Origin of the sequence: Allohahella sp. A8 (genome assembly GCF_047946665.1) — a bacterium.
Lineage (GTDB): Bacteria > Pseudomonadota > Gammaproteobacteria > Pseudomonadales > Oleiphilaceae > Allohahella.
The window spans coordinates 524,281-542,319 of the sequence record NZ_CP172312.1; the positions used below are offsets into that span (position 1 = coordinate 524,281).

General features: G+C 55.2%; 15 protein-coding genes. 10 read left to right on the forward strand and 5 right to left on the reverse strand.

What is annotated here, in order from left to right:
• Positions 1-32: 32 nt before the first annotated feature.
• Positions 33-1,094: an NAD-dependent epimerase/dehydratase family protein gene (locus tag ACH3PB_RS02430; RefSeq protein ID WP_416397887.1), complete on the reverse strand. Its 1,062-nt coding sequence runs from the start codon at positions 1,092-1,094 to the stop codon at positions 33-35.
• Between the two features lie 140 nt (positions 1,095-1,234).
• Here ACH3PB_RS02430 and ACH3PB_RS02435 point away from each other — a divergent pair, with 140 nt between their 5' ends.
• From ACH3PB_RS02435 to ACH3PB_RS02445, 3 genes are read left to right on the forward strand one after another with little or no spacing between them, the layout of a single operon-like run.
• Positions 1,235-2,164 carry a chemotaxis protein CheV gene (locus tag ACH3PB_RS02435; protein WP_416397888.1) on the forward strand — a complete coding sequence of 310 codons (930 nt, stop codon included), beginning with the start codon at positions 1,235-1,237 and terminating at the stop codon, positions 2,162-2,164.
• 24 nt (positions 2,165-2,188) lie between these two features.
• Positions 2,189-3,097 carry an MOSC domain-containing protein gene (locus tag ACH3PB_RS02440; RefSeq protein WP_416397890.1) on the forward strand — a complete coding sequence of 303 codons (909 nt, stop codon included), beginning with the start codon at positions 2,189-2,191 and terminating at the stop codon, positions 3,095-3,097.
• A gap of 9 nt (positions 3,098-3,106) precedes the next feature.
• The gene (locus ACH3PB_RS02445; protein WP_416397891.1) at positions 3,107-3,580 is read left to right on the forward strand and encodes a hypothetical protein; all 474 of its coding nucleotides are present in this window, start codon (positions 3,107-3,109) and stop codon (positions 3,578-3,580) included.
• Here the strand turns inward: ACH3PB_RS02445 and ACH3PB_RS02450 are convergent.
• Positions 3,563-4,471 (reverse strand): hypothetical protein, encoded by a 909-nt coding sequence (locus tag ACH3PB_RS02450; RefSeq protein WP_416397893.1) that lies wholly within the window; start codon positions 4,469-4,471, stop codon positions 3,563-3,565. The genes ACH3PB_RS02445 and ACH3PB_RS02450 overlap by 18 nt on opposite strands.
• Positions 4,472-4,994: 523 nt before the next feature.
• On the opposite strand from ACH3PB_RS02450, the gene fadB reads away from it, so the two are divergent.
• A complete protein-coding gene (fadB, locus tag ACH3PB_RS02455) occupies positions 4,995-7,142 on the forward strand; it encodes a fatty acid oxidation complex subunit alpha FadB (RefSeq protein ID WP_416397894.1) in 2,148 nt (715 codons plus the stop codon).
• Positions 7,143-7,175: 33 nt separating this feature from the next.
• Positions 7,176-8,348 carry an acetyl-CoA C-acyltransferase FadA gene (fadA, locus tag ACH3PB_RS02460; RefSeq protein ID WP_416397896.1) on the forward strand — a complete coding sequence of 391 codons (1,173 nt, stop codon included), beginning with the start codon at positions 7,176-7,178 and terminating at the stop codon, positions 8,346-8,348.
• 99 nt (positions 8,349-8,447) lie between these two features.
• Here fadA and ACH3PB_RS02465 read toward each other — a convergent pair whose 3' ends face one another.
• Complete coding sequence (locus tag ACH3PB_RS02465) at positions 8,448-9,167, reverse strand: hypothetical protein (protein WP_416397897.1); 720 nt, start codon at positions 9,165-9,167, stop codon at positions 8,448-8,450.
• A gap of 129 nt (positions 9,168-9,296) precedes the next feature.
• On the opposite strand from ACH3PB_RS02465, the gene topA reads away from it, so the two are divergent.
• On the forward strand, positions 9,297-11,936 hold the full coding sequence (topA, locus tag ACH3PB_RS02470) for a type I DNA topoisomerase (RefSeq protein WP_416397898.1): 2,640 nt from the start codon (positions 9,297-9,299) through the stop codon (positions 11,934-11,936).
• Positions 11,937-11,990: 54 nt separating this feature from the next.
• Here topA and ACH3PB_RS02475 read toward each other — a convergent pair whose 3' ends face one another.
• Positions 11,991-12,893, reverse strand: a complete 903-nt coding sequence (locus ACH3PB_RS02475) for an NAD(P)-dependent oxidoreductase (protein ID WP_416397899.1) — start codon at positions 12,891-12,893, stop codon at positions 11,991-11,993.
• Between the two features lie 6 nt (positions 12,894-12,899).
• A complete protein-coding gene (gltA, locus tag ACH3PB_RS02480) occupies positions 12,900-14,171 on the reverse strand; it encodes a citrate synthase (RefSeq protein WP_416397900.1) in 1,272 nt (423 codons plus the stop codon).
• Between the two features lie 412 nt (positions 14,172-14,583).
• Between gltA and sdhC the strand changes: the two genes are divergently transcribed.
• The 4 genes from sdhC (at position 14,584) to ACH3PB_RS02500 (ending at position 17,900) form a co-directional block, all read left to right on the forward strand.
• Positions 14,584-14,958: a succinate dehydrogenase, cytochrome b556 subunit gene (gene sdhC, locus ACH3PB_RS02485; RefSeq protein ID WP_416397902.1), complete on the forward strand. Its 375-nt coding sequence runs from the start codon at positions 14,584-14,586 to the stop codon at positions 14,956-14,958.
• Positions 14,952-15,299 (forward strand): succinate dehydrogenase, hydrophobic membrane anchor protein, encoded by a 348-nt coding sequence (gene sdhD / locus ACH3PB_RS02490; protein ID WP_416397904.1) that lies wholly within the window; start codon positions 14,952-14,954, stop codon positions 15,297-15,299. Before sdhC ends, sdhD begins: the two co-directional genes overlap by 7 nt.
• Positions 15,300-15,301: 2 nt before the next feature.
• The gene (gene sdhA / locus ACH3PB_RS02495; protein WP_416397906.1) at positions 15,302-17,074 is read left to right on the forward strand and encodes a succinate dehydrogenase flavoprotein subunit; all 1,773 of its coding nucleotides are present in this window, start codon (positions 15,302-15,304) and stop codon (positions 17,072-17,074) included.
• A 121-nt stretch (positions 17,075-17,195) separates the two neighbouring features.
• Entirely contained in the window at positions 17,196-17,900 is a 705-nt protein-coding gene (locus ACH3PB_RS02500; RefSeq protein WP_416397907.1) for a succinate dehydrogenase iron-sulfur subunit, read from the forward strand.
• Positions 17,901-18,039: the final 139 nt, after the last annotated feature.

An 18,039-nucleotide genomic window follows, 5' to 3' on the forward strand; every position in this document is an offset into this window, starting at 1 on the left:
TATAACACTATATAATGTGATGAAAAGCGATTTCAGGCGTTTTTTTCAGCGCCTATCGCGGACGCCGGCAGTTCATTGTTTCGACTACGAAAACCCTCCGCAACCCGCTGTCTTACCTTGTCCTGCGCAATGAGCCATGCGATGCAGTCCTGCAGAACCTGCTTCGCAGGCCGAGGCTGGAAATCGAAGGTCGTGTAGGTCCGGCTTGTGTCGTACCAGGCGTAACGCTCGACAACCTCGTGCACCAGATCCTGGGTGAAAGGCGGCGTAAGATGCAGCAAGCGACAGATCATTTCAATAGCCCTGGCAGCGACAAGTGTCAACTTCCGGCCAGTAGGCAAATGCAAGGGTCTATTTCCAGTGAGCGTCTTCAGCATGCGCCCGAGTTCGATAACCTCGATATTCTCACCACCAACGATGTACCGGCTGCCGGGCTCGCCCTTGCTCAGCGCCTCTACGTGGGCACGCGCCACATCTCGAACATCAACGATGTTCATGCCGCCTCTATAGGTCTGACCACGGCCATTCAGCAAGTCCATCACCAGGCCATTCGATGGTGTGATTCTGTAGTCTCCAGGGCCAAGCACGATCGCAGGGCAGAGCACAATCAACTCCACACCACTTTCCGCGGCCATTTTCTGCGCCTGTCGCTCACTCTGGGTCTTGGCGAGGTAGTAAGGATTCTGCGCGTCGTCATTCCAGTCTTCTGCAGTTCGCATTTCGTCTCGGTTGTATGAAAACCCGATCGAAGCAACCGAACTGGTATAGACGACGCGTTTAATGCCGAGTTCGGCAGCCACTTCGAGTACGTTTCTAGCGCCACTCACGGCGGGTTCGACAATTTCTTCCGCTGTCTTGGCGATGGTCTTGTACACCGCCGCGAGATGAATGATGGCCTCGCAGCCTTCCGCAGCTTTCTTTACGGCTGATCTGTCCTTGATATCGCCGTTGATGATTTCGATCTCACTGGCACGAACCCCGCGGAGGTCGGAACTCTTCCTGGCAAGTGCGCGAACACTGTGGTTCCTGTTCAACAACTGATCCACCACATGTCCGCCAATATGACCACTGGCGCCGGTTACAAGTACTTTCATATCGGTCGGAGCTCCCTGACCCAAGAAATTTGAATGCGCAATCATACGGGCTTACGTGCGCTATCAAAAGCAGGGTTTTGATCTAGACTAGGTGGAGAGATACCCGAAATCCGGTCAAGAATTACAAATGGTAGCCTTTTATGTCCAGCATCCTTGATTCAGTCGATCAGCGAACCAAACTGGTCGGGGAAAACCGCCTGGAGCTCCTGCTCTTCAAGCTTGGCGCGAACCAGGTCTTTGCGCTGAACGTGTTCAAGGTTCAGGAAGTGCAGAAGCTGCCAAACCTGACGCAAATGCCCAAGCGTCATCCCTCGGTGATTGGTGTCAGTACCATTCGCAAGCAGACTGTGCCGGTCATCGATCTGTCGCTTGCAATCGGCTTGGGGCCGACACATCGCTCGAAGGATGCCACCATCATTGTCACTGAGTACAACCGATCGGTTCAGGCCTTCCTGGTGGCGAGCGTTGATCGCATCGTCAACATGACCTGGGAGGAGATCATGTCGCCGCCCAGGAACGCCGGCAACTCGCATTACGTTACCGCCATAACCAAACACGACGACAAGCTCGTTGAGATTATTGATGTCGAACGTGTTCTGGCAGATATCCTCCCCTATGATACAGAGATCAAGGACCAGCAGTTGACCTCCGAGGTCAAGGCCCAGGCTGGGGGCAGGGAAGTGCTGCTCGTGGATGACTCGCCAGTCGCCATTGCGCAGGCAAAATCGACGCTGTCCCAGGTGGGACTGACTGTGCATACGGCGGTCAATGGCCTGCTCGCCCTGCAGAAACTTCAGGCCTGGGCAGACGAAGGCATCGACCTGTATGAAAAACTGCTCATGGTTATCACCGACGCTGAAATGCCAGCCATGGACGGTTACCGGCTGACGACAGAAATACGCAATGACAGCCGCATGAAGGATCTTTATATTGTGCTGCATACGTCGCTTAGCGGTAACTTCAACAAGGCCATGGTAGCCAAGGTTGGATGTAACGCATTTCTGAGTAAATTTCAGCCGGACGAGCTGGCCCGGGCGGTCAAGGCCAGGCTGGATTCCGAGGCGCAATGATGGCCAGGAGGTCTCTAGCATTCAATGCCTACCATTCAGTCTTTACACTGGTACCCCGTCAAATCCTGTGGCGGACTCGAAGTAGAAAAGCTTCACTTCAATAAGTCAGGTCCCTGTCACGACCGCAGCTGGATGCTGGTCGACGACGATGCGCACTATCTCACTGCCAGAACCCTACCTCACATGCTCAGGCTGACGCCCCTGGTCCAGAACGGTGTGCTCCTGCTGAGCGTTCCCATGGCGGATAAAGTACCGGAACTGCTTGAACTGGCCGCCGTAGATAACGCTGACGATGCAAACCCTGTGAATATGGAGCCTCTTTGTCTGAGTGATCAGCGCCTTGCGGTAGAGATCTGGGGCGACATCTGCGAGGCCTATGTCGCCAACGAAAAGGTCAATAGGGTCCTGAGCGACTTTCTCGGCCGTAGTGTCCGCCTCGTCTGCAAGGCGGCAGACAAGCCGAGGCCAGTAGAGCAGGACTACATAGACACTACCTCTCTTGCTGGCCAAACCTTCGAAGTGGGCTTTGCGGACGCCTACCAGGCGCTCATCATTGGGCAGGCGTCGCTCGACGCGCTGAACGAGAAGCTATCGCAGCCGCTGCCAATGTCCAGGTTCAGGCCGAATATTGTGGTGAGTGAGTCCGAGGCATTCGCGGAGGACAGCTGGCATCAGATAGAGTCAGATGACCTTGTCATGTATGGCGTCAAGAGGTGCAGCCGCTGCGCGATACCCACAATCGATCCTGAAGTTGGAGTCGTGAGCAAGGAGCCTCTGAAAACCCTGGCCACTTTTCGCAAAGGCGACCGTGGCGTCATGTTCGGTCAGAACCTGGTTTATCAGGCGCGTGAGGATGGCCAGGCCCAGACGCTGTCTCGAGGTGCCGAGCTGGTGGTGAAGTCGCTGTTACCTGACTCAGCTGAGGGTGTCTGAATGGAGTGGATGATCATTGCTTTCGCCTTGCTCGGGCCCATCGGTGCACTGTACTGGCTGAAGCCATCACCTGCGAGACGCATACTCGAGCGCACCCGGGTGTTGGCTCAGCAGAAGGGCTTCAAGGTGCGACTGTTACGTCAGGATGAAATTGGCAAGCGGTTCAATCTGGTGCCCGACCGGCCGATTGTGGAGTATACCTGGCGGGTTCGCGCGACGGATCCAGGCGGGGCTGACGCGAGACAGGTCAAGTCCGAGCCGGTGCTCGTCAGTTTTACGAGGCCTGCGGATGAAAACGGTCATGACGCTCTGCCGGAGATCATTTCGAAGTTCGAGGTGGAACGAGCCGTTTATGCCTTCACCCTCACGCCCACCCGAGCCGTTCTGGTCTGGACCGAGCAGGTCACTCGAGAACGGGCGGAGCCGTTCCTCGATGAGCTCATCTCGCTGGTAAAACAGTCGGCTTCAGCTGGTCTTCGATAGGTTCTGCAGCAAGCTGTTTAGCTTGTCTACGATCTTGTTCGAATACAAGTTGACGACGTATGAGACGTTGTTCTCGTTGGGATTGATGTACGAGTTCTTGATGAAGAACCAGCTGCTTTCGATCGACTTCAGCGCTTTGCTCGCGTCGGTGTTGCCACTGAGAGCAGTCTTGATCGCATTAAGTTGCCTATCGAATTCCACGGCCTGGACATCGATCGGTTCATCGCTCTGGGCACCCTGGAAGACCTGCGAGACGGTGGAGGCCGATCGCGCGGAGTATTTGGTCATCATGCTTTCCATCAGCAGTGTCGCGTCACGCAGCTGCTCGACCATGACATCAGGTTGATAACCAGACGCATCGATGGCTGTTTTCCTGGCCGTTTCGGCTGCGGTAAGCAGATTCTGGTTAACCTGAGCCATATCAGCAACGAGTCTGATGTCTGAGTACTGCCGTTCTATGAGGTCGGCAATATTGTCCTTGAGGAGCGCTGCGTACTGCTTGTGGATAGCGGGCAGTTGCGATAACTGCTCGCGCAGGGGACCTTCTTCGAGTTTGGCTGCCATCTCATTGATGAGGCCAATAGAGCCGGCGAGCTCTTCAGAGCGTTTAGTTACAACTGCACGCTCGTCCTTGTCGCCAGGTGCGATGCTGAAGTTGTAATAGCCATTCATGACCAGGTTGCCGCTGGAGCGGACCTTGAACAGCGTTGCAAGCAGGTCGGCGGCCTGCGCCTGATCGAGTGCGTATGCGGGTAGGCTTGACAGTAAGCCCGTCACCAGTGCGTAAACAAGGGTCAAGGGCAGGCGGCGCAGGGCGCGGAGCGCGCCGACCGGACGCTTGTTGGACACTTCTTTGGTAAGGCTTGAGCTCGGCATAGTCTTCACCAGCATTCGGTTACTCTCCTGTCTCTTCGTAGGGCGCTTGAATTTTAATTATTGCCAGTTTGCACGACGTCAATTCAGTATAGCTGCTTTCGCAAGCAGCACTAGGTCGACCGATGGCTCACGAAAATGCGTTCGTCCGTTCGCTGGCAGCATCGTTACGCAGGAAGGTCTGATCGTTCTGGTTAGTTTTCGAAAGGTAATTAGATTCAGGATCTTAGTCAAAGGGCTTAAGCGGAAGGTCAGGATATTCGGGACGGGCTTCGCGACTCAGAGGCACGGAGAGTTGACTTTCCAGGCGATTTTATCCATCTTAGCGCCCACCTAATTCAAACAAGCGTATGAATTAGCGCTAGGTCGGACGGCAAGTCCGGCTTGAATTAATAAAGCTGCTACGAGTCCCGTTAGCGTTATACTCGCGGGACGTATACGTACTTCGCGTAAGGTACCTTGGTCCCCCCTTTAATAAACGGATATGCAAGGGGCGCCGCTGGGCCATTAACCCGTGCTCAACAAGCTTGGAGAAGAGTTGATGATTTACGAAGGTAAAGCCATCACGGTAAAACTGATCGATGACGGAATTGCTGTCCTCACATTTGATTTACAGGGTGAATCGGTAAACAAGTTCAACCGGTTGACCATTGAAGAATTGGGCGAGGCAGCCGCCAAGCTTGGTAGCGCCAACGACGTCAAGGGCCTCATTGTCACGAGCGCCAAGGACGTGTTCATCGTCGGCGCCGATATCACCGAATTCAAGGACCTCTTCAAAGGTTCCGAAGAAGAGCTTGTTGCCAACAACCTCAAGGCCAACAGCGTATTCAGCGCGATTGAAGACCTGCCTTTCCCGACCCTGACCGTTATTAACGGTATCGCCCTCGGTGGCGGTTTCGAGATGTGTCTGGCCACCGACTACCGCATCATGTCTACCAAGGCGAAAGTCGGTCTGCCTGAAGTGAAGCTGGGTATCTTCCCTGGCTTCGGCGGTACAGTACGTCTGTCACGCGTCATCGGCGCTGACAATGCGATCGAATGGATCTGTGCTGGCGGCGAGAAGCGGCCAGAGCAGGCACTGAAGGACAAGGCTGTCGATGCAGTCGTTGCGCCTGAAGCCCTCATGGAAGCAGCCAAGACAACCATGAAGCGTCTCATCGACGGTTCACTGGACTACAAGAAGCGCCGTGAAGAAAAGACCGGCAAGCTGAAGTTGAACGCCATGGAAAGCATGATGACGTTCGAAACAGCCAAAGGCTTTGTTGCTGCACAGGCTGGCCGCAATTATCCAGCGCCGGTTGAAGCCATCAAGGTCATGCAGAAGCATGCCGGCATGAACCGCGACAAGGCCATCGAAGTCGAAGCCAAGGGCTTTGCCAAAATGGCGAAGACCCCAGTTGCAGCAGCACTGGTCGGCCTGTTCCTGAACGATCAGGAACTGAAGAAGAAAGCCAAGGCGTATGACAAGCAGGCACTGCCGGTCAAGCGTGCAGCTGTACTCGGTGCCGGTATCATGGGCGGCGGTGTTGCATTCCAGTCTGCGCTGAAAGGCACGCCAATCGTCATGAAGGACATTGCTCAGGCGGGTCTGGACCTGGGTCTTAAAGAAGCCAAAGGCCTGCTTACCAAGCGTGTTTCACGTGGCAAGATGACTGCCGAGCAGATGGCTGACGTTCTCAACAAGATCAATCCTGCGCTCGGCTATGGCGATTTCAAGAGCGTCGATCTCGTTGTCGAAGCTGTTGTTGAAAATCCAAAGGTCAAGGATGCGGTTCTGCGTGAAGTCGAAGACGTCGTTCGTGAAGACACGATCCTGACCTCTAATACTTCAACCATTTCCATCACGCGACTGGCCCAGAACCTGAAGCGCCCTGAAAACTTCTGCGGCATGCACTTCTTCAACCCTGTGCACATGATGCCACTGGTTGAGGTCATCCGCGGCGAGAAGACGAGCGAGCAGGCTATTGCGACGACAGTTGCTTACGCCAAGGCCATGGGCAAGAACCCGATCGTGGTCAACGACTGCCCGGGCTTCCTGGTCAACCGTATCCTGTTCCCGTATTTCGGCGGCTTCAACCTGCTGGTACGTGATGGCGCTGATTACAAGCAGTGCGACAAGGTTATGGAGCGTTTCGGCTGGCCAATGGGTCCTGCCTACCTGCTCGACGTTGTCGGCATGGACACTGCCAAGCACGCTGGCGATGTTATGGCCGAAGGCTTCCCGGACCGTATGCAGTACAGCGAGAAGACTGCTGTAGAGCTGATGTTCGAGAACGACCGTCTGGGTCAGAAGAACGACAAGGGCTTCTACAAGTACTCACTGGACAAGAAAGGCAAGAAGCAGAAGGCTGTCGACGAGAAAGTCGAGCAGATGCTTGGCGATGTCGTTCAGAAGAAAGGCGAGTTCACTGACGAAGAGATTATCGAGCGCATGATGGTGCCACTGTGCATCGAAACCGTTCGCTGTCTTGAAGACGGTATCGTCGAAACTGCTGCCGAGGCCGATATGGGCCTGGTGTACGGCATAGGTTTCCCTCCGTTCCGCGGCGGCGCCCTGTTCTACATCGACACCATTGGTGTTGAAGAGTTCTGCAGAATCGCTGACAAGTACAAGTCACTCGGCAAGCTTTATCATCCTACTGATGGCCTGCGTGAAATGGCTAAGTCAGGCAAGAAATTCTACGGCTGATTGCCGCAATACAGATTAGGACGGAGATAAGATATGAGTCTGAATCCAAGAGATGTCGTCGTTGTCGATTGCGTGCGGTCGCCAATGGGACGTGCCAAGAACGGCATATTCAAGCATACCCGGGCGGAAGATATTTCCGCTCGCCTGATCAATGCGCTGTTCGAGCGCAACGATGTGAATCCAGCTGAGGTCGAAGACCTGATCTGGGGTTGCGTCAACCAGACCAAGGAGCAGGGCTTCAACGTTGCCCGCCAGATCTCGCTGATGAGCGTGATTCCACACACCAGTTCAGCGCAGACCGTGAACAGACTGTGTGGTTCAGCCATGACTGCGATCCATACCGCAGCTCAGGCCATCATGACCAACAACGGCGAAGTCTTCGTGGTTGGTGGTGTCGAGCACATGGGCCACGTACCGATGACAGAGGGTTTCGATCATAACCCTGCTGCCAGTAAGTACAGCGCCAAGGCTTCGAACATGATGGGTCTCACAGCCGAAATGCTGGCAAAGATGCACGGCATCAACCGTCAGCAGCAGGATGAGTTCGCTGTTCGTTCACATCAGCGTGCTCACGAAGCTACTGTCGAAGGCCGCTTCAAGAACGAGATTGTTGTCATGGAAGGTCATGACGACAACGGCGTTCCAATGCTGTGTACCGAAGACGAGACCATCCGTCCGGAAACCACGCTTGAAAGCCTTGGTCAGCTGCGTCCGGCCTTCGATCCGAAGTCTGGTACTGTGACTGCAGGTACTTCATCACAGCTGACTGACGGCGCCGCCGCGATGCTGCTGATGTCTGCCGAGCGTGCACAAGCACTGGGCCTGAAGCCAATGGCCAAGATCCGTGCGATGGCGACTGCTGGTGTTGATGCTGCGATCATGGGCTACGGTCCTGTGCCAGCCACCAAGAAAGCACTGAAGCGTGCTGGTCTTGAGATTTCAGACATCGATTTCTGGGAGCTGAACGAAGCATTTGCTGCGCAGTCACTGCCGGTCATCAAGGATCTGAAACTGATGGACGTGATGAACGACAAGGTCAACCTGAATGGCGGCGCGATCGCACTGGGTCACCCACTGGGCTGTTCAGGTGCACGTATCTCCACTACGCTGCTGAACATCATGGAAGCCAAGGGCGGAACCTTCGGTGTATCCACGATGTGTATCGGTCTGGGACAGGGTATTTCGACTGTCTGGGAGCGTCTCTAAGGCAGCTGAGGCGGCTCAAGGCCGCCTCGACAACTGATCCAGCTGAAAAAGCCGACCTCGTGTCGGCTTTTTCGGGTATATGGGTCAGCCAATGCCAGTTCAGACGATATCAAGTTCTTCGTCATCATCCTGTCTGTTCGCTCCGCTGGAGCCGCTATTCGTGGCACTTTCGGCTGCCTTCATCATATCGGAAAGTCGACGCACAGCTTCATTCTTGACCTCAACGGGCAGGCTACTGCGTTTATAGATATCCCGTGCCTTTCGCAAATGCGCTATCGCTTCGCGTCGCTTATCCGCCTGAAGTAATTGTTCAGCGTGATACTCATGTGATTGGACCTGAACCGTGAGCTTCAGATGTTCCAGGTGGTCCAGTTGTTGCTGGTAGGTCTCGGCTGGAAGGCGGCCACGTAGCTTCAGTCGTAGCAGCTTGTTGCCGAGCGTTCTCAGGCCTTCGAGTGCGGCATTCATCTCGCCGTCGCTGCGCATCACGCGCTCGTTGGCAGGTCTGATCCGGCCCTCTTCCAGTGCCGTCAGCTGGCCCTTGAGTGTATCGAGCTGCTGCAATGCATCCGCCAGACCCAATGAGACGAGTTCCTTCTGCATCTCCATAAGGGCTCCAGTCATGACCATTGCAATATCTGCACGATCATCGATTCTGAGAAGGAGCGCTACGGCGTTTTCATAATCCTGTCTGCGCTGCAACAAGGCCTTGATTTTGGCTGCCCTATGCTGTGCAGCCTGCTGCCTGGCATACATGACAGCGCTCACGACTGCGGATATGAAAATGATGGCTAGCAAGATAACGACGAGTGTGGTCATAAGAAAGAGGCACGAAAAACAAGCAATTGAGGTAACTCAAGCTTAGTCCCGAATCCGCGGGTATGCTTGATTATTACAGGCCAACACCTTATATATGACGCCAAATCGAATTAAGAGACCAGTTTCTGAATGGCCAAATCACTCGTCATAGTAGAGTCGCCTGCAAAAGCCAAAACCATAAACAAGTACCTTGGGCCTGATTTCATCGTCAAATCCAGTGTCGGCCACGTTCGTGATTTACCGACGGGCGCGAGCAAGAGCGACAAGAAGACGACGGGCAAGAAGAAGCCTGTTGCCGCCAAGTCCCTGTCCGATTCTGAAAAGAAAGCCAAGGCCAAGCGGCAGCTCTTTGCACGGATGGGCGTGGATCCGGAGCACGATTGGGAAGCCGAGTATGAGGTCCTGCCTGGCAAGGAGAAGGTGGTCGAAGAGCTCAAGCGGCTCGCGAAGTCGGCAGACCACATTTATCTCGCAACGGATCTTGACCGCGAGGGGGAGGCGATAGCCTGGCACCTGCGGGAACTCATAGGTGGTGAGGATGAGCGCTTCAGGCGGGTTGTCTTCAATGAAATCACTAAAAATGCCATTTCCGACGCGTTCAAGGAGCCAGGTACGCTCAATATCGACCGCGTCAACGCTCAACAGGCTCGACGCTTCCTGGATCGCGTTGTCGGTTTCATGGTGTCGCCGCTGCTGTGGGCGAAAATCGCCCGCGGTCTGTCTGCGGGTCGGGTGCAGTCGGTTGCCGTCAAGCTGATCGTCGAGCGTGAGCGTGAAATCAGAGCGTTCGTTCCCGAAGAATACTGGCAGATGCACGCCGATCTCGCAGGCGAAGTTACTGATACCATGGCGGGCGAGGGCAAGCGAACTCGTGCGCAGGCCCAGTTCGAAGTCACGCGAGTAGATGGCAAGGCTTATCGCCCACGCACCCGCGCCGAATCTGAAGCCTTCCAGGCTCAGCTCGAGAGCGCTGGCTACAAGATCGCCAAGCGCGAAGACAAGCCGACCCAGTCGAAGCCTTCTGCGCCCTTCATTACCTCTACACTGCAGCAGGGCGCCAGCAATCGTCTCGGCTTCAGCGTTAGCAAGACCATGCGTCTTGCTCAGAAGCTGTATGAAGCGGGCTACATCACCTATATGCGAACGGATTCGACCAACCTGTCTGCCGATGCTGTAGCCACGGTGCGGGATTACATCATTGGCGAATACGGTAAGGCCTATTGCCCGGATGCGCCGAGAGTCTACAGCAGCAAGGAAGGCGCTCAGGAGGCGCACGAAGCGATCCGGCCGACGGACGTAAACATCCGTGGCGATCAGCTACAAAGCCTTGAGAGGGACGCTGAGCGTCTGTATACCCTGATCTGGAAGCAGTTCGTGGCCTGTCAGATGGAGAGCGCCCGTTTCCAGAGCACAACGCTCGTTGTGGAAGCCGGGCAGTTCGAGCTCAGGACTCGCGGTCGGGTCATGGAGTTCCCGGGTTTCCTCAAGGTGCTGCCGCTCGTGGTCAAGAAAGATGAGGATGCGCAGCTCCCGCCGTTCAAGCAGGGTGATGTTCTGGATCTGGAAGCGCTCAAGCCGTCTCAGCATTTTACCAAGCCTACTGCGCGCTTTACGGAAGCCACGCTGGTCAAGGAGCTCGAGAAGCAGGGCATAGGTCGCCCATCTACCTACGCCTCCATCATCTCTACCATTCAGGACCGGGGCTACGTACGTCTCGAGAATAAGCGGTTCTTCGCGGAGAAGATGGGCGATATCGTGACCGACCGCCTATCTGAATCCTTCAAGGATCTCATGAGCTATGGCTTCACCGCCAGCATGGAAGAGCGTCTTGACGCCATCGCCAGTGGCAAGCTTAGCTGGAAGACTGTTCTCGACGAGTTCTACTCCCAGTTCAGCCAGAATCTGGAGCATGCAGAATCGGCAGAATCCGGTATGCGTGCAAACGAAGCGGTGCCTACGAGTATCGCCTGTCCGACCTGCGCTCGGCCCATGCAGATAAGAACTGCAAGCACAGGTGTTTTTCTCGGTTGCTCAGGCTATAGCCTCCCGCCAAAGGAGCGCTGCAAGACGACCCTGAATCTTACACCCGGCGATGAGGCCATCGCAGCCGATGATGATGAGGCCGAAGCGCAGGCGCAGCGGGAGAAGCGTCGTTGCCCGATCTGCTCTACGGCTATGGACAACTATCTGATCGACGAGCACCGTAAGCTGCACGTGTGCGGCAACAATCCCGATTGTCCGGGCTATGAGGTCGAGGAAGGTCACTACAAGATTAAGGGCTATGAAGGGCCCAGCCTCGAATGCGATAAATGCGGTGCAGAAATGCAGCTCAAGAATGGTCGCTTCGGCAAATACTTTGGTTGTACCGCAGAAGACTGCAAGAATACCCGCAAGCTGTTACGGAACGGTGACCCTGCGCCACCGAAAATGGATCCCGTCCAAATGCCGGAGCTCAAATGTAGTAAGGTGGACGATCACTACGTGCTTCGCGACGGCGCATCGGGCCTCTTTCTTGCTGCGAGTCAGTTTCCCAAGAATCGTGAGACGCGTGCGCCCCTGGTGAGTGAGCTGCTGCCGCACAAGAACGAAATAGACCCGAAGTACGCCTACCTGATGAAAGCGCCGACCAAGGATCCAGAAGGCCGCCCGGCAGTCATTCGTTTCAGTCGAAAGACCAAGGAGCAGTACGTGATGTCGGAGAAGGATGACGGCAAACCAAGTGGCTGGGCTGCGTACTATTCGGGTAGCAAGTGGACGGTCAAAAGCTGATGCCAGAGCAGGGGCCTTGTCAGGGTCGGGCCCATTAGCCCGGCGCTGACAGCCTCAGTTTTTCTGTGGGGCAAACCTGCTGAGCAGACTTGAGGTGTCCCAGCGGCCACCACCCTGCTGCTGGACCTCAGCATAAAACTGATCGACCAGTGCAGCGACCGGCAAGCGCGCGCCGTTGCGCCGCGCCTCCTCGAGGCAGATAGCCAGATCCTTCCGCATTAGATCTACTGCAAAACCGTGGTTGTACTCACCACGAATCATGCTGTCATGGCGGTTTTCCATCTGCCAGGATTGGGCTGCACCTTTGGAAATCACATCGATTACAGCATGGGGATCCAGGCCGGCTGCCGTGGCGAAGTGAATGGATTCGGCGAGACTTTCTATCAAGCCAGCAATGGCAATCTGATTAGCCATTTTGGTCAACTGGCCAGAGCCGGCCGGGCCGAGCAGGCGGACCATCCTGGCGTAATGCCGGATAACGGTTTCCGCCTTTTCGAAATGCTGTTCGCTGCCACCGCACATCACCGTGAGCGTGCCATTAATGGCGCCTTGCTGGCCACCGGAGACAGGGGCGTCGATAAACATGATGCCGCGTGCTTCAGCAGCTGAATTCAGCTGCCGGGCAATATCGGCAGAAGCGGTTGTATGATCGATGACGAGGGCGCCAGGCGACAGATGCGCCAGCAGACCTTCGTTCCCAAGATACAGATCCGCAAGATCGCTGTCATTACCGACACAGGACACGACCGTGTTCAACTGCCTGGCTTCCAAAAGGCTGACGAAACGGTGTCCCGGGTGCTCTTTCAGCCAGTTCTCCGCTTTCGCTCGGCTGCGATTGTACACCGCAAGCTGCAGACCAGCTCGCGCCAGGTGGCCTGCCATAGGTGCGCCCATCACGCCTAGTCCTATGAAGCAGACCTGCCTGTCTTCGCTGTTCTGCAGGTCGGTGTCAGCCATTGGCGATCAGCCGGGATAGTCGCGCTTGGTAGCGCCGGTATAGAGCTGGCGTGGGCGGCCGATTCGATAGTCGGTGCTTACCATCTCGTTCCAGTGGGAGTACCAGCCAACAGTTCGCGCCATCGCAAAGATAACAGTGAACATGGAGACAGGAATGCCGATCGCGCGCAGAATAATGCCGGAGTAGAAGTCGACGTTTGGATACAGCTTGCGCTCGACGAAGTAAGGATCTTCAAGCGCGATCTGCTCGAGACGTCGGGCAATCTTGAACAGTGGGTCATCTTCGAGGCCGAGCTCCTGAAGCACCTGGTCGCAGGATTCCTTCATAACCTTGGCGCGTGGGTCGAAGTTCTTGTAGACGCGGTGACCAAAGCCCATCAGACGGAACGAATCGTCCTTATCCTTGGCGCGCTCTATGAACTCGGGAATGCGCGACTCGTCTTCAATCTCCATCAGCATGCTCAGCACGGCTTCGTTGGCACCGCCGTGGGCAGGTCCCCACAAGGCTGCAATACCTGAAGCAATACAGGCGAATACGTTGGCCCCTGATGAGCCGGCGAGGCGGACGGTAGACGTGGAGGCGTTCTGTTCATGGTCGGCGTGGAGGAGGAATATCTTGTCCATGGCCTTGGCAAGAACCGGATTGACCACGAACTCTTCGCATGGGGTTCCGAACATCATGTACAGAAAGTTTGCCGCGTAGTCCAGATCGTTCCGCGGGTACATGAAGGGCTGGCCGATCGAGTACTTGTAGCACATGGCCGCCAGCGTCGGCATCTTCGCAATCAGGCGGAATGCCGCGATTTCACGATGCTTCTCATCCGTGGAATCCATGGTGTCGTGATAGAAGGCTGAAAGCGCACCCACCACACCACACATGATCGCCATCGGATGCGCGTCACGACGGAAACCATTGAAGAAATGATTCAGCTGCTCGTGCACCATCGTATGGTTCTTGACCATGGACTTGAAGTGGCCGAGCTCTTCGCTGGAAGGCAGTTCGCCGTGGATAAGCAGGTAGCAGGTCTCAAGGTAATCTGAATGCTGCGCAAGCTGTTCTATGGGGTATCCACGATGCAGCAATACGCCGTTCGTGCCATCGATGAAGGTGATCTTCGATTCGCAGGCAGCAGTGGACACAAATCCGGGGTCGTAGGTAAACAGCCCCTGCTGAACCAGGGAGCGGACGTCGACGACATCAGGGCCGGTCGTGCCCGAATACATTGGTAAATCAATCTCTTTGCCATCAACTTTGAGTGTGGCGTGCTTATCCGTCATGGACGACTCCCGTTACTGTACATGGCCGGTCAGTCCGTCTGCCCGACGCAGTAGATTAGATGCGGATGCATCCGGCTTCACTCGGTCGTACACCCGCTCTTTGAGAGGCTAAAAACGACCGAGGCTGTGGATAGGCGCTTATACTAATGACTTGATCATCAATTGATAAGCCCTTTCTTGCATTTGTATGACCTCGCTCGATTTTGGTGCGCGGGCTGCCTTCGAGCACCGCATCGATGCATATGCTTGCATATTCAATCCTTAAGCCGAATCGGGCCGTATCTCAATTGTAATGTGATGCATGCCCCCATATACTATGCGCCCGAAACCAACCCGCTGTGTTTCGGAGTCACACGCTTCCTCGCTTCACACGGCCCCCTACAGGGCAAAGTATTCAAAGGTGCTACACACTGTGAATAGAAACAGACCGGTCAACCTCGATCTCACGAAGTTCCACTTCCCCCTTCCGGCCATCACCTCGATTCTTTTCAGAATCAGCGGTGTGATCATCTTCGTGATGCTGGGCGTTTTGCTGTACCTACTGGACTCGTCACTTGAAAGTAGCGAATCATTCGCCCGCGTCGAAGGCTGGATGGATGGCTTTTTCGTCAAGTTCGTGGTGTGGGGCATCCTTTCCGCACTGCTCTATCACCTGGTGTCCGGGATCAAGCACCTGATCCAGGATATGGGTTATATGGAGACCATGGAAGGCGCAACTATTGGAGCCAAGGTCAGCATTGCCATTTCCATCATTCTTATCGTTCTTGCTGGAGTCGTCGTATGGTAACTACTATCACCAACTTTGGTCGAAGCGGCCCGTACGACTGGATAGTCCAGCGCGTGACAGCGGTTATTCTCGGCGTCTATACCATCTTCCTCTTCGGATATGTCGTTGTTACTGGCGATATCAATTATCTCGAATGGAAAGCCTTGTTTGAAGCGACATGGATGCGCATTTTTTCACTGCTCGCCCTCATCGCCTTAGGCGCCCATGCCTGGATCGGCATGTGGACCGTTGCTACAGATTATCTTCATAACGGGTTCGTCAAATTTATTGCGCAGGCACTGGGAGGCATAGTTCTCTTCGTCTATGTGGTTTGGGGCGTACAAATTCTCTGGGGACTTTGAATATGGCAGCAGTAAGAACGCTTAAGTACGACGCAATCGTAGTGGGGGGCGGCGGTTCAGGTATGCGAGCCGCGCTTCAATTGACTCAGTCAGGCCTGAACACAGCCTGTATAACGAAGGTCTTTCCAACACGATCCCATACCGTATCCGCCCAGGGCGGCATCACCTGTGCCATTGCGAGTGCCGATCCGAATGATGATTGGCGCTGGCACATGTACGATACCGTCAAGGGTTCCGACTATATCGGTGACCAGGATGCCATTGAATACATGTGTTCAGTAGGGCCGCAGGCTGTATTCGAGCTCGAGCACATGGGGTTGCCTTTCTCACGTACTGAGCAGGGGCGTATTTATCAGCGTCCGTTCGGCGGTCAGTCAAAGGATTTCGGCAAGGGCGGTCAGGCTGCTCGAACCTGTGCTGCTGCGGACCGAACTGGTCACGCACTGTTGCACACCTTGTACCAGGGCAATCTGAAAGGTGGTACATCGTTCCTGAACGAGTGGTATGCCATCGATCTCGTCAAGAATGCGGCCGGCAAGATTACAGGCGTGACCGCGATCTGTATCGAGACGGGTGAGACTGTATTCATTCGTGCCAAGGCAACGGTCCTGGCAACAGGTGGTGCCGGCCGTATCTATGCTTCGACCACTAACGCACTCATTAATAGTGGTGACGGTACTGCAATGGCCCTGCGTGCAGGCGTGCCGGGACAGGATATGGAGATGTGGCAGTTCCATCCAACCGGTATCCACGGTGCTGGTACGCTCGTCACAGAAGGCTGTCGCGGAGAAGGTGGCTACCTTATAAACAGCGAGGGCGAGCGCTTCATGGAGCGCTACGCGCCCAACGCCAAGGATCTTGCCGGTCGCGACGTCGTCGCCCGCTCAATGATTCTGGAAATTCTGGAAGGACGTGGTTGCGGTCCTGACAAAGATCACGTCATGCTCAAGCTCGATCATCTGGGTGCAGAAACGCTCAACCTGCGTCTGCCAGGTATTGTCGAGCTTGCGAAGACCTTTGCGCATGTCGACCCTGCCAAGGACCCGATCCCGGTAGTACCGACATGTCACTACATGATGGGTGGCGTGCCAACCAACATCGGTGGTCAGGCTCTGACTCAGGATGCAAACGGTAAGGACCAGTCTATTGATGGCCTCTTTGCAGTTGGCGAAGCCGCTTGCGTATCGGTTCACGGTGCGAATCGTCTGGGCGGAAACAGTCTGCTCGACCTCGTTGTCTTCGGCCGGGCTGCTGGCCTGCACATCGAAGAGCAGCTGCGCGGTGGCTACAGTGCGGATGATCCGTCACAGTCAGATATCGATGCGGCGTTCTCCCGTTACAATCGTTTGAACGCAAGCACTGGCGGTGAGTCAGTCGCCCAGGTGAAGAAGGATCTGCAAAACTGCATGCAGTTGTATTTCGGCGTATTCCGCGATGGCGACAAGATGCAGATTGGTCTGAAGAAGCTCGATGAGATCGGTGAGCGCGTCGCCAACCTGCATCTCCAGGATAAGTCGAATGCCTTCAATACAGCTCGTATCGAGGCACTTGAGCTGGAGAACCTTTACGAGGTGGCTCTGGCTACGGCGATCCCGGCAGAGGCGCGCAAGGAAAGCCGCGGCGCGCATGCGCGGAACGACTATACCGAACGTGATGACGAGAACTGGCTTAAGCATTCGCTGTACTTCGCCGAAGATCGGTCAGTGCGCAAGCGTGATGTCAATTTTAGCCCCAAGACAATGGAGGCGTTCCCGCCTTCGGTACGAAGCTACTAGGACGCGTAGCGCAGGCCCACGAGGTTTGCGAAGACAGTAAACGTTGTCTGGCGGCTGGTTCATGACCACGCCGCTGAGTGAAAATTTGGCGAGTATCGTTTCACGAGTTGTGAGGTGAATTATGTTAGTTAGTGTGTATCGCTATAACCCTGAAATAGATCGTGAACCGTACATGCAGGACATCGAGATCGAGTTGCCGGAAGGTAAGGATCTCATGGTTCTCGACGTGCTCAATCTCCTGAAGGAGAAGGATCCTTCACTGACGTATCGTCGGTCCTGCCGCGAAGGTGTTTGCGGCTCTGATGGCATGAATATGAACGGCAAGAACGGTCTGGCCTGTGTCACACCGATTTCTGACATCATCGAGAACAATCAGGTTCGCCTCAGGCCACTGCCTGGCCTCCCGGTTATCCGTGATCTCGTCATCGACATGTCAATTTTCTACAAGCAGTACGAGAAGGTGCAGCCTTATCTGCAGAACAACACGCCCGCTCCCACCATAGAACGTCTGCAGAGCCCGGAAGACAGGGCAAAGCTTGACGGCCTCTATGAGTGCATCCTGTGTGCCTGTTGCTCCACATCGTGCCCGTCGTTCTGGTGGAATCCTGAGAAGTTCATTGGTCCCGCTGGTCTGCTGCAAGCCTATCGCTTCCTCAATGACAGCCGTGACACTGCGACCGAAGACAGACTATCGAAGCTGGACGACCCCTTCAGCGTCTTCAGATGTCGTGGCATCATGAACTGCGTGAGCGTGTGTCCAAAGGGACTCAACCCAACGCGCGCAATTGGCCATATTCGAAATATGCTGATATCCAGGGCAACCTGAGGCCCCATCACACGGTCGTCGTTGCCGCTGCTGTTCTCCTACCCGAGATTGCGGCTACCGACAGTGTGTTCGCAAGCGCTTGCCCGCTTCGCTGTATAGACTATTCTGAGCACGTTGGTCGAGAGGTCTGACGTGCTGT

Bases quoted from the DNA above. Each gene is read 5' to 3' on its own strand.
- ACH3PB_RS02430 (WP_416397887.1), bottom strand. From the start codon at position 1,094: ATGAAAGTACTTGTAACCGGCGCCAGTGGTCATATTGGCGGACATGTG.
- ACH3PB_RS02435 (WP_416397888.1), top strand. From the start codon at position 1,235: ATGTCCAGCATCCTTGATTCAGTCGATCAGCGAACCAAACTGGTCGGG.
- ACH3PB_RS02440 (WP_416397890.1), top strand. From the start codon at position 2,189: ATGCCTACCATTCAGTCTTTACACTGGTACCCCGTCAAATCCTGTGGC.
- ACH3PB_RS02445 (WP_416397891.1), top strand. From the start codon at position 3,107: ATGATCATTGCTTTCGCCTTGCTCGGGCCCATCGGTGCACTGTACTGG.
- ACH3PB_RS02450 (WP_416397893.1), bottom strand. From the start codon at position 4,471: ATGCTGGTGAAGACTATGCCGAGCTCAAGCCTTACCAAAGAAGTGTCC.
- fadB (WP_416397894.1), top strand. From the start codon at position 4,995: ATGATTTACGAAGGTAAAGCCATCACGGTAAAACTGATCGATGACGGA.
- fadA (WP_416397896.1), top strand. From the start codon at position 7,176: ATGAGTCTGAATCCAAGAGATGTCGTCGTTGTCGATTGCGTGCGGTCG.
- ACH3PB_RS02465 (WP_416397897.1), bottom strand. From the start codon at position 9,167: ATGACCACACTCGTCGTTATCTTGCTAGCCATCATTTTCATATCCGCA.
- topA (WP_416397898.1), top strand. From the start codon at position 9,297: ATGGCCAAATCACTCGTCATAGTAGAGTCGCCTGCAAAAGCCAAAACC.
- ACH3PB_RS02475 (WP_416397899.1), bottom strand. From the start codon at position 12,893: ATGGCTGACACCGACCTGCAGAACAGCGAAGACAGGCAGGTCTGCTTC.
- gltA (WP_416397900.1), bottom strand. From the start codon at position 14,171: ATGACGGATAAGCACGCCACACTCAAAGTTGATGGCAAAGAGATTGAT.
- sdhD (WP_416397904.1), top strand. From the start codon at position 14,952: ATGGTAACTACTATCACCAACTTTGGTCGAAGCGGCCCGTACGACTGG.
- sdhA (WP_416397906.1), top strand. From the start codon at position 15,302: ATGGCAGCAGTAAGAACGCTTAAGTACGACGCAATCGTAGTGGGGGGC.
- ACH3PB_RS02500 (WP_416397907.1), top strand. From the start codon at position 17,196: ATGTTAGTTAGTGTGTATCGCTATAACCCTGAAATAGATCGTGAACCG.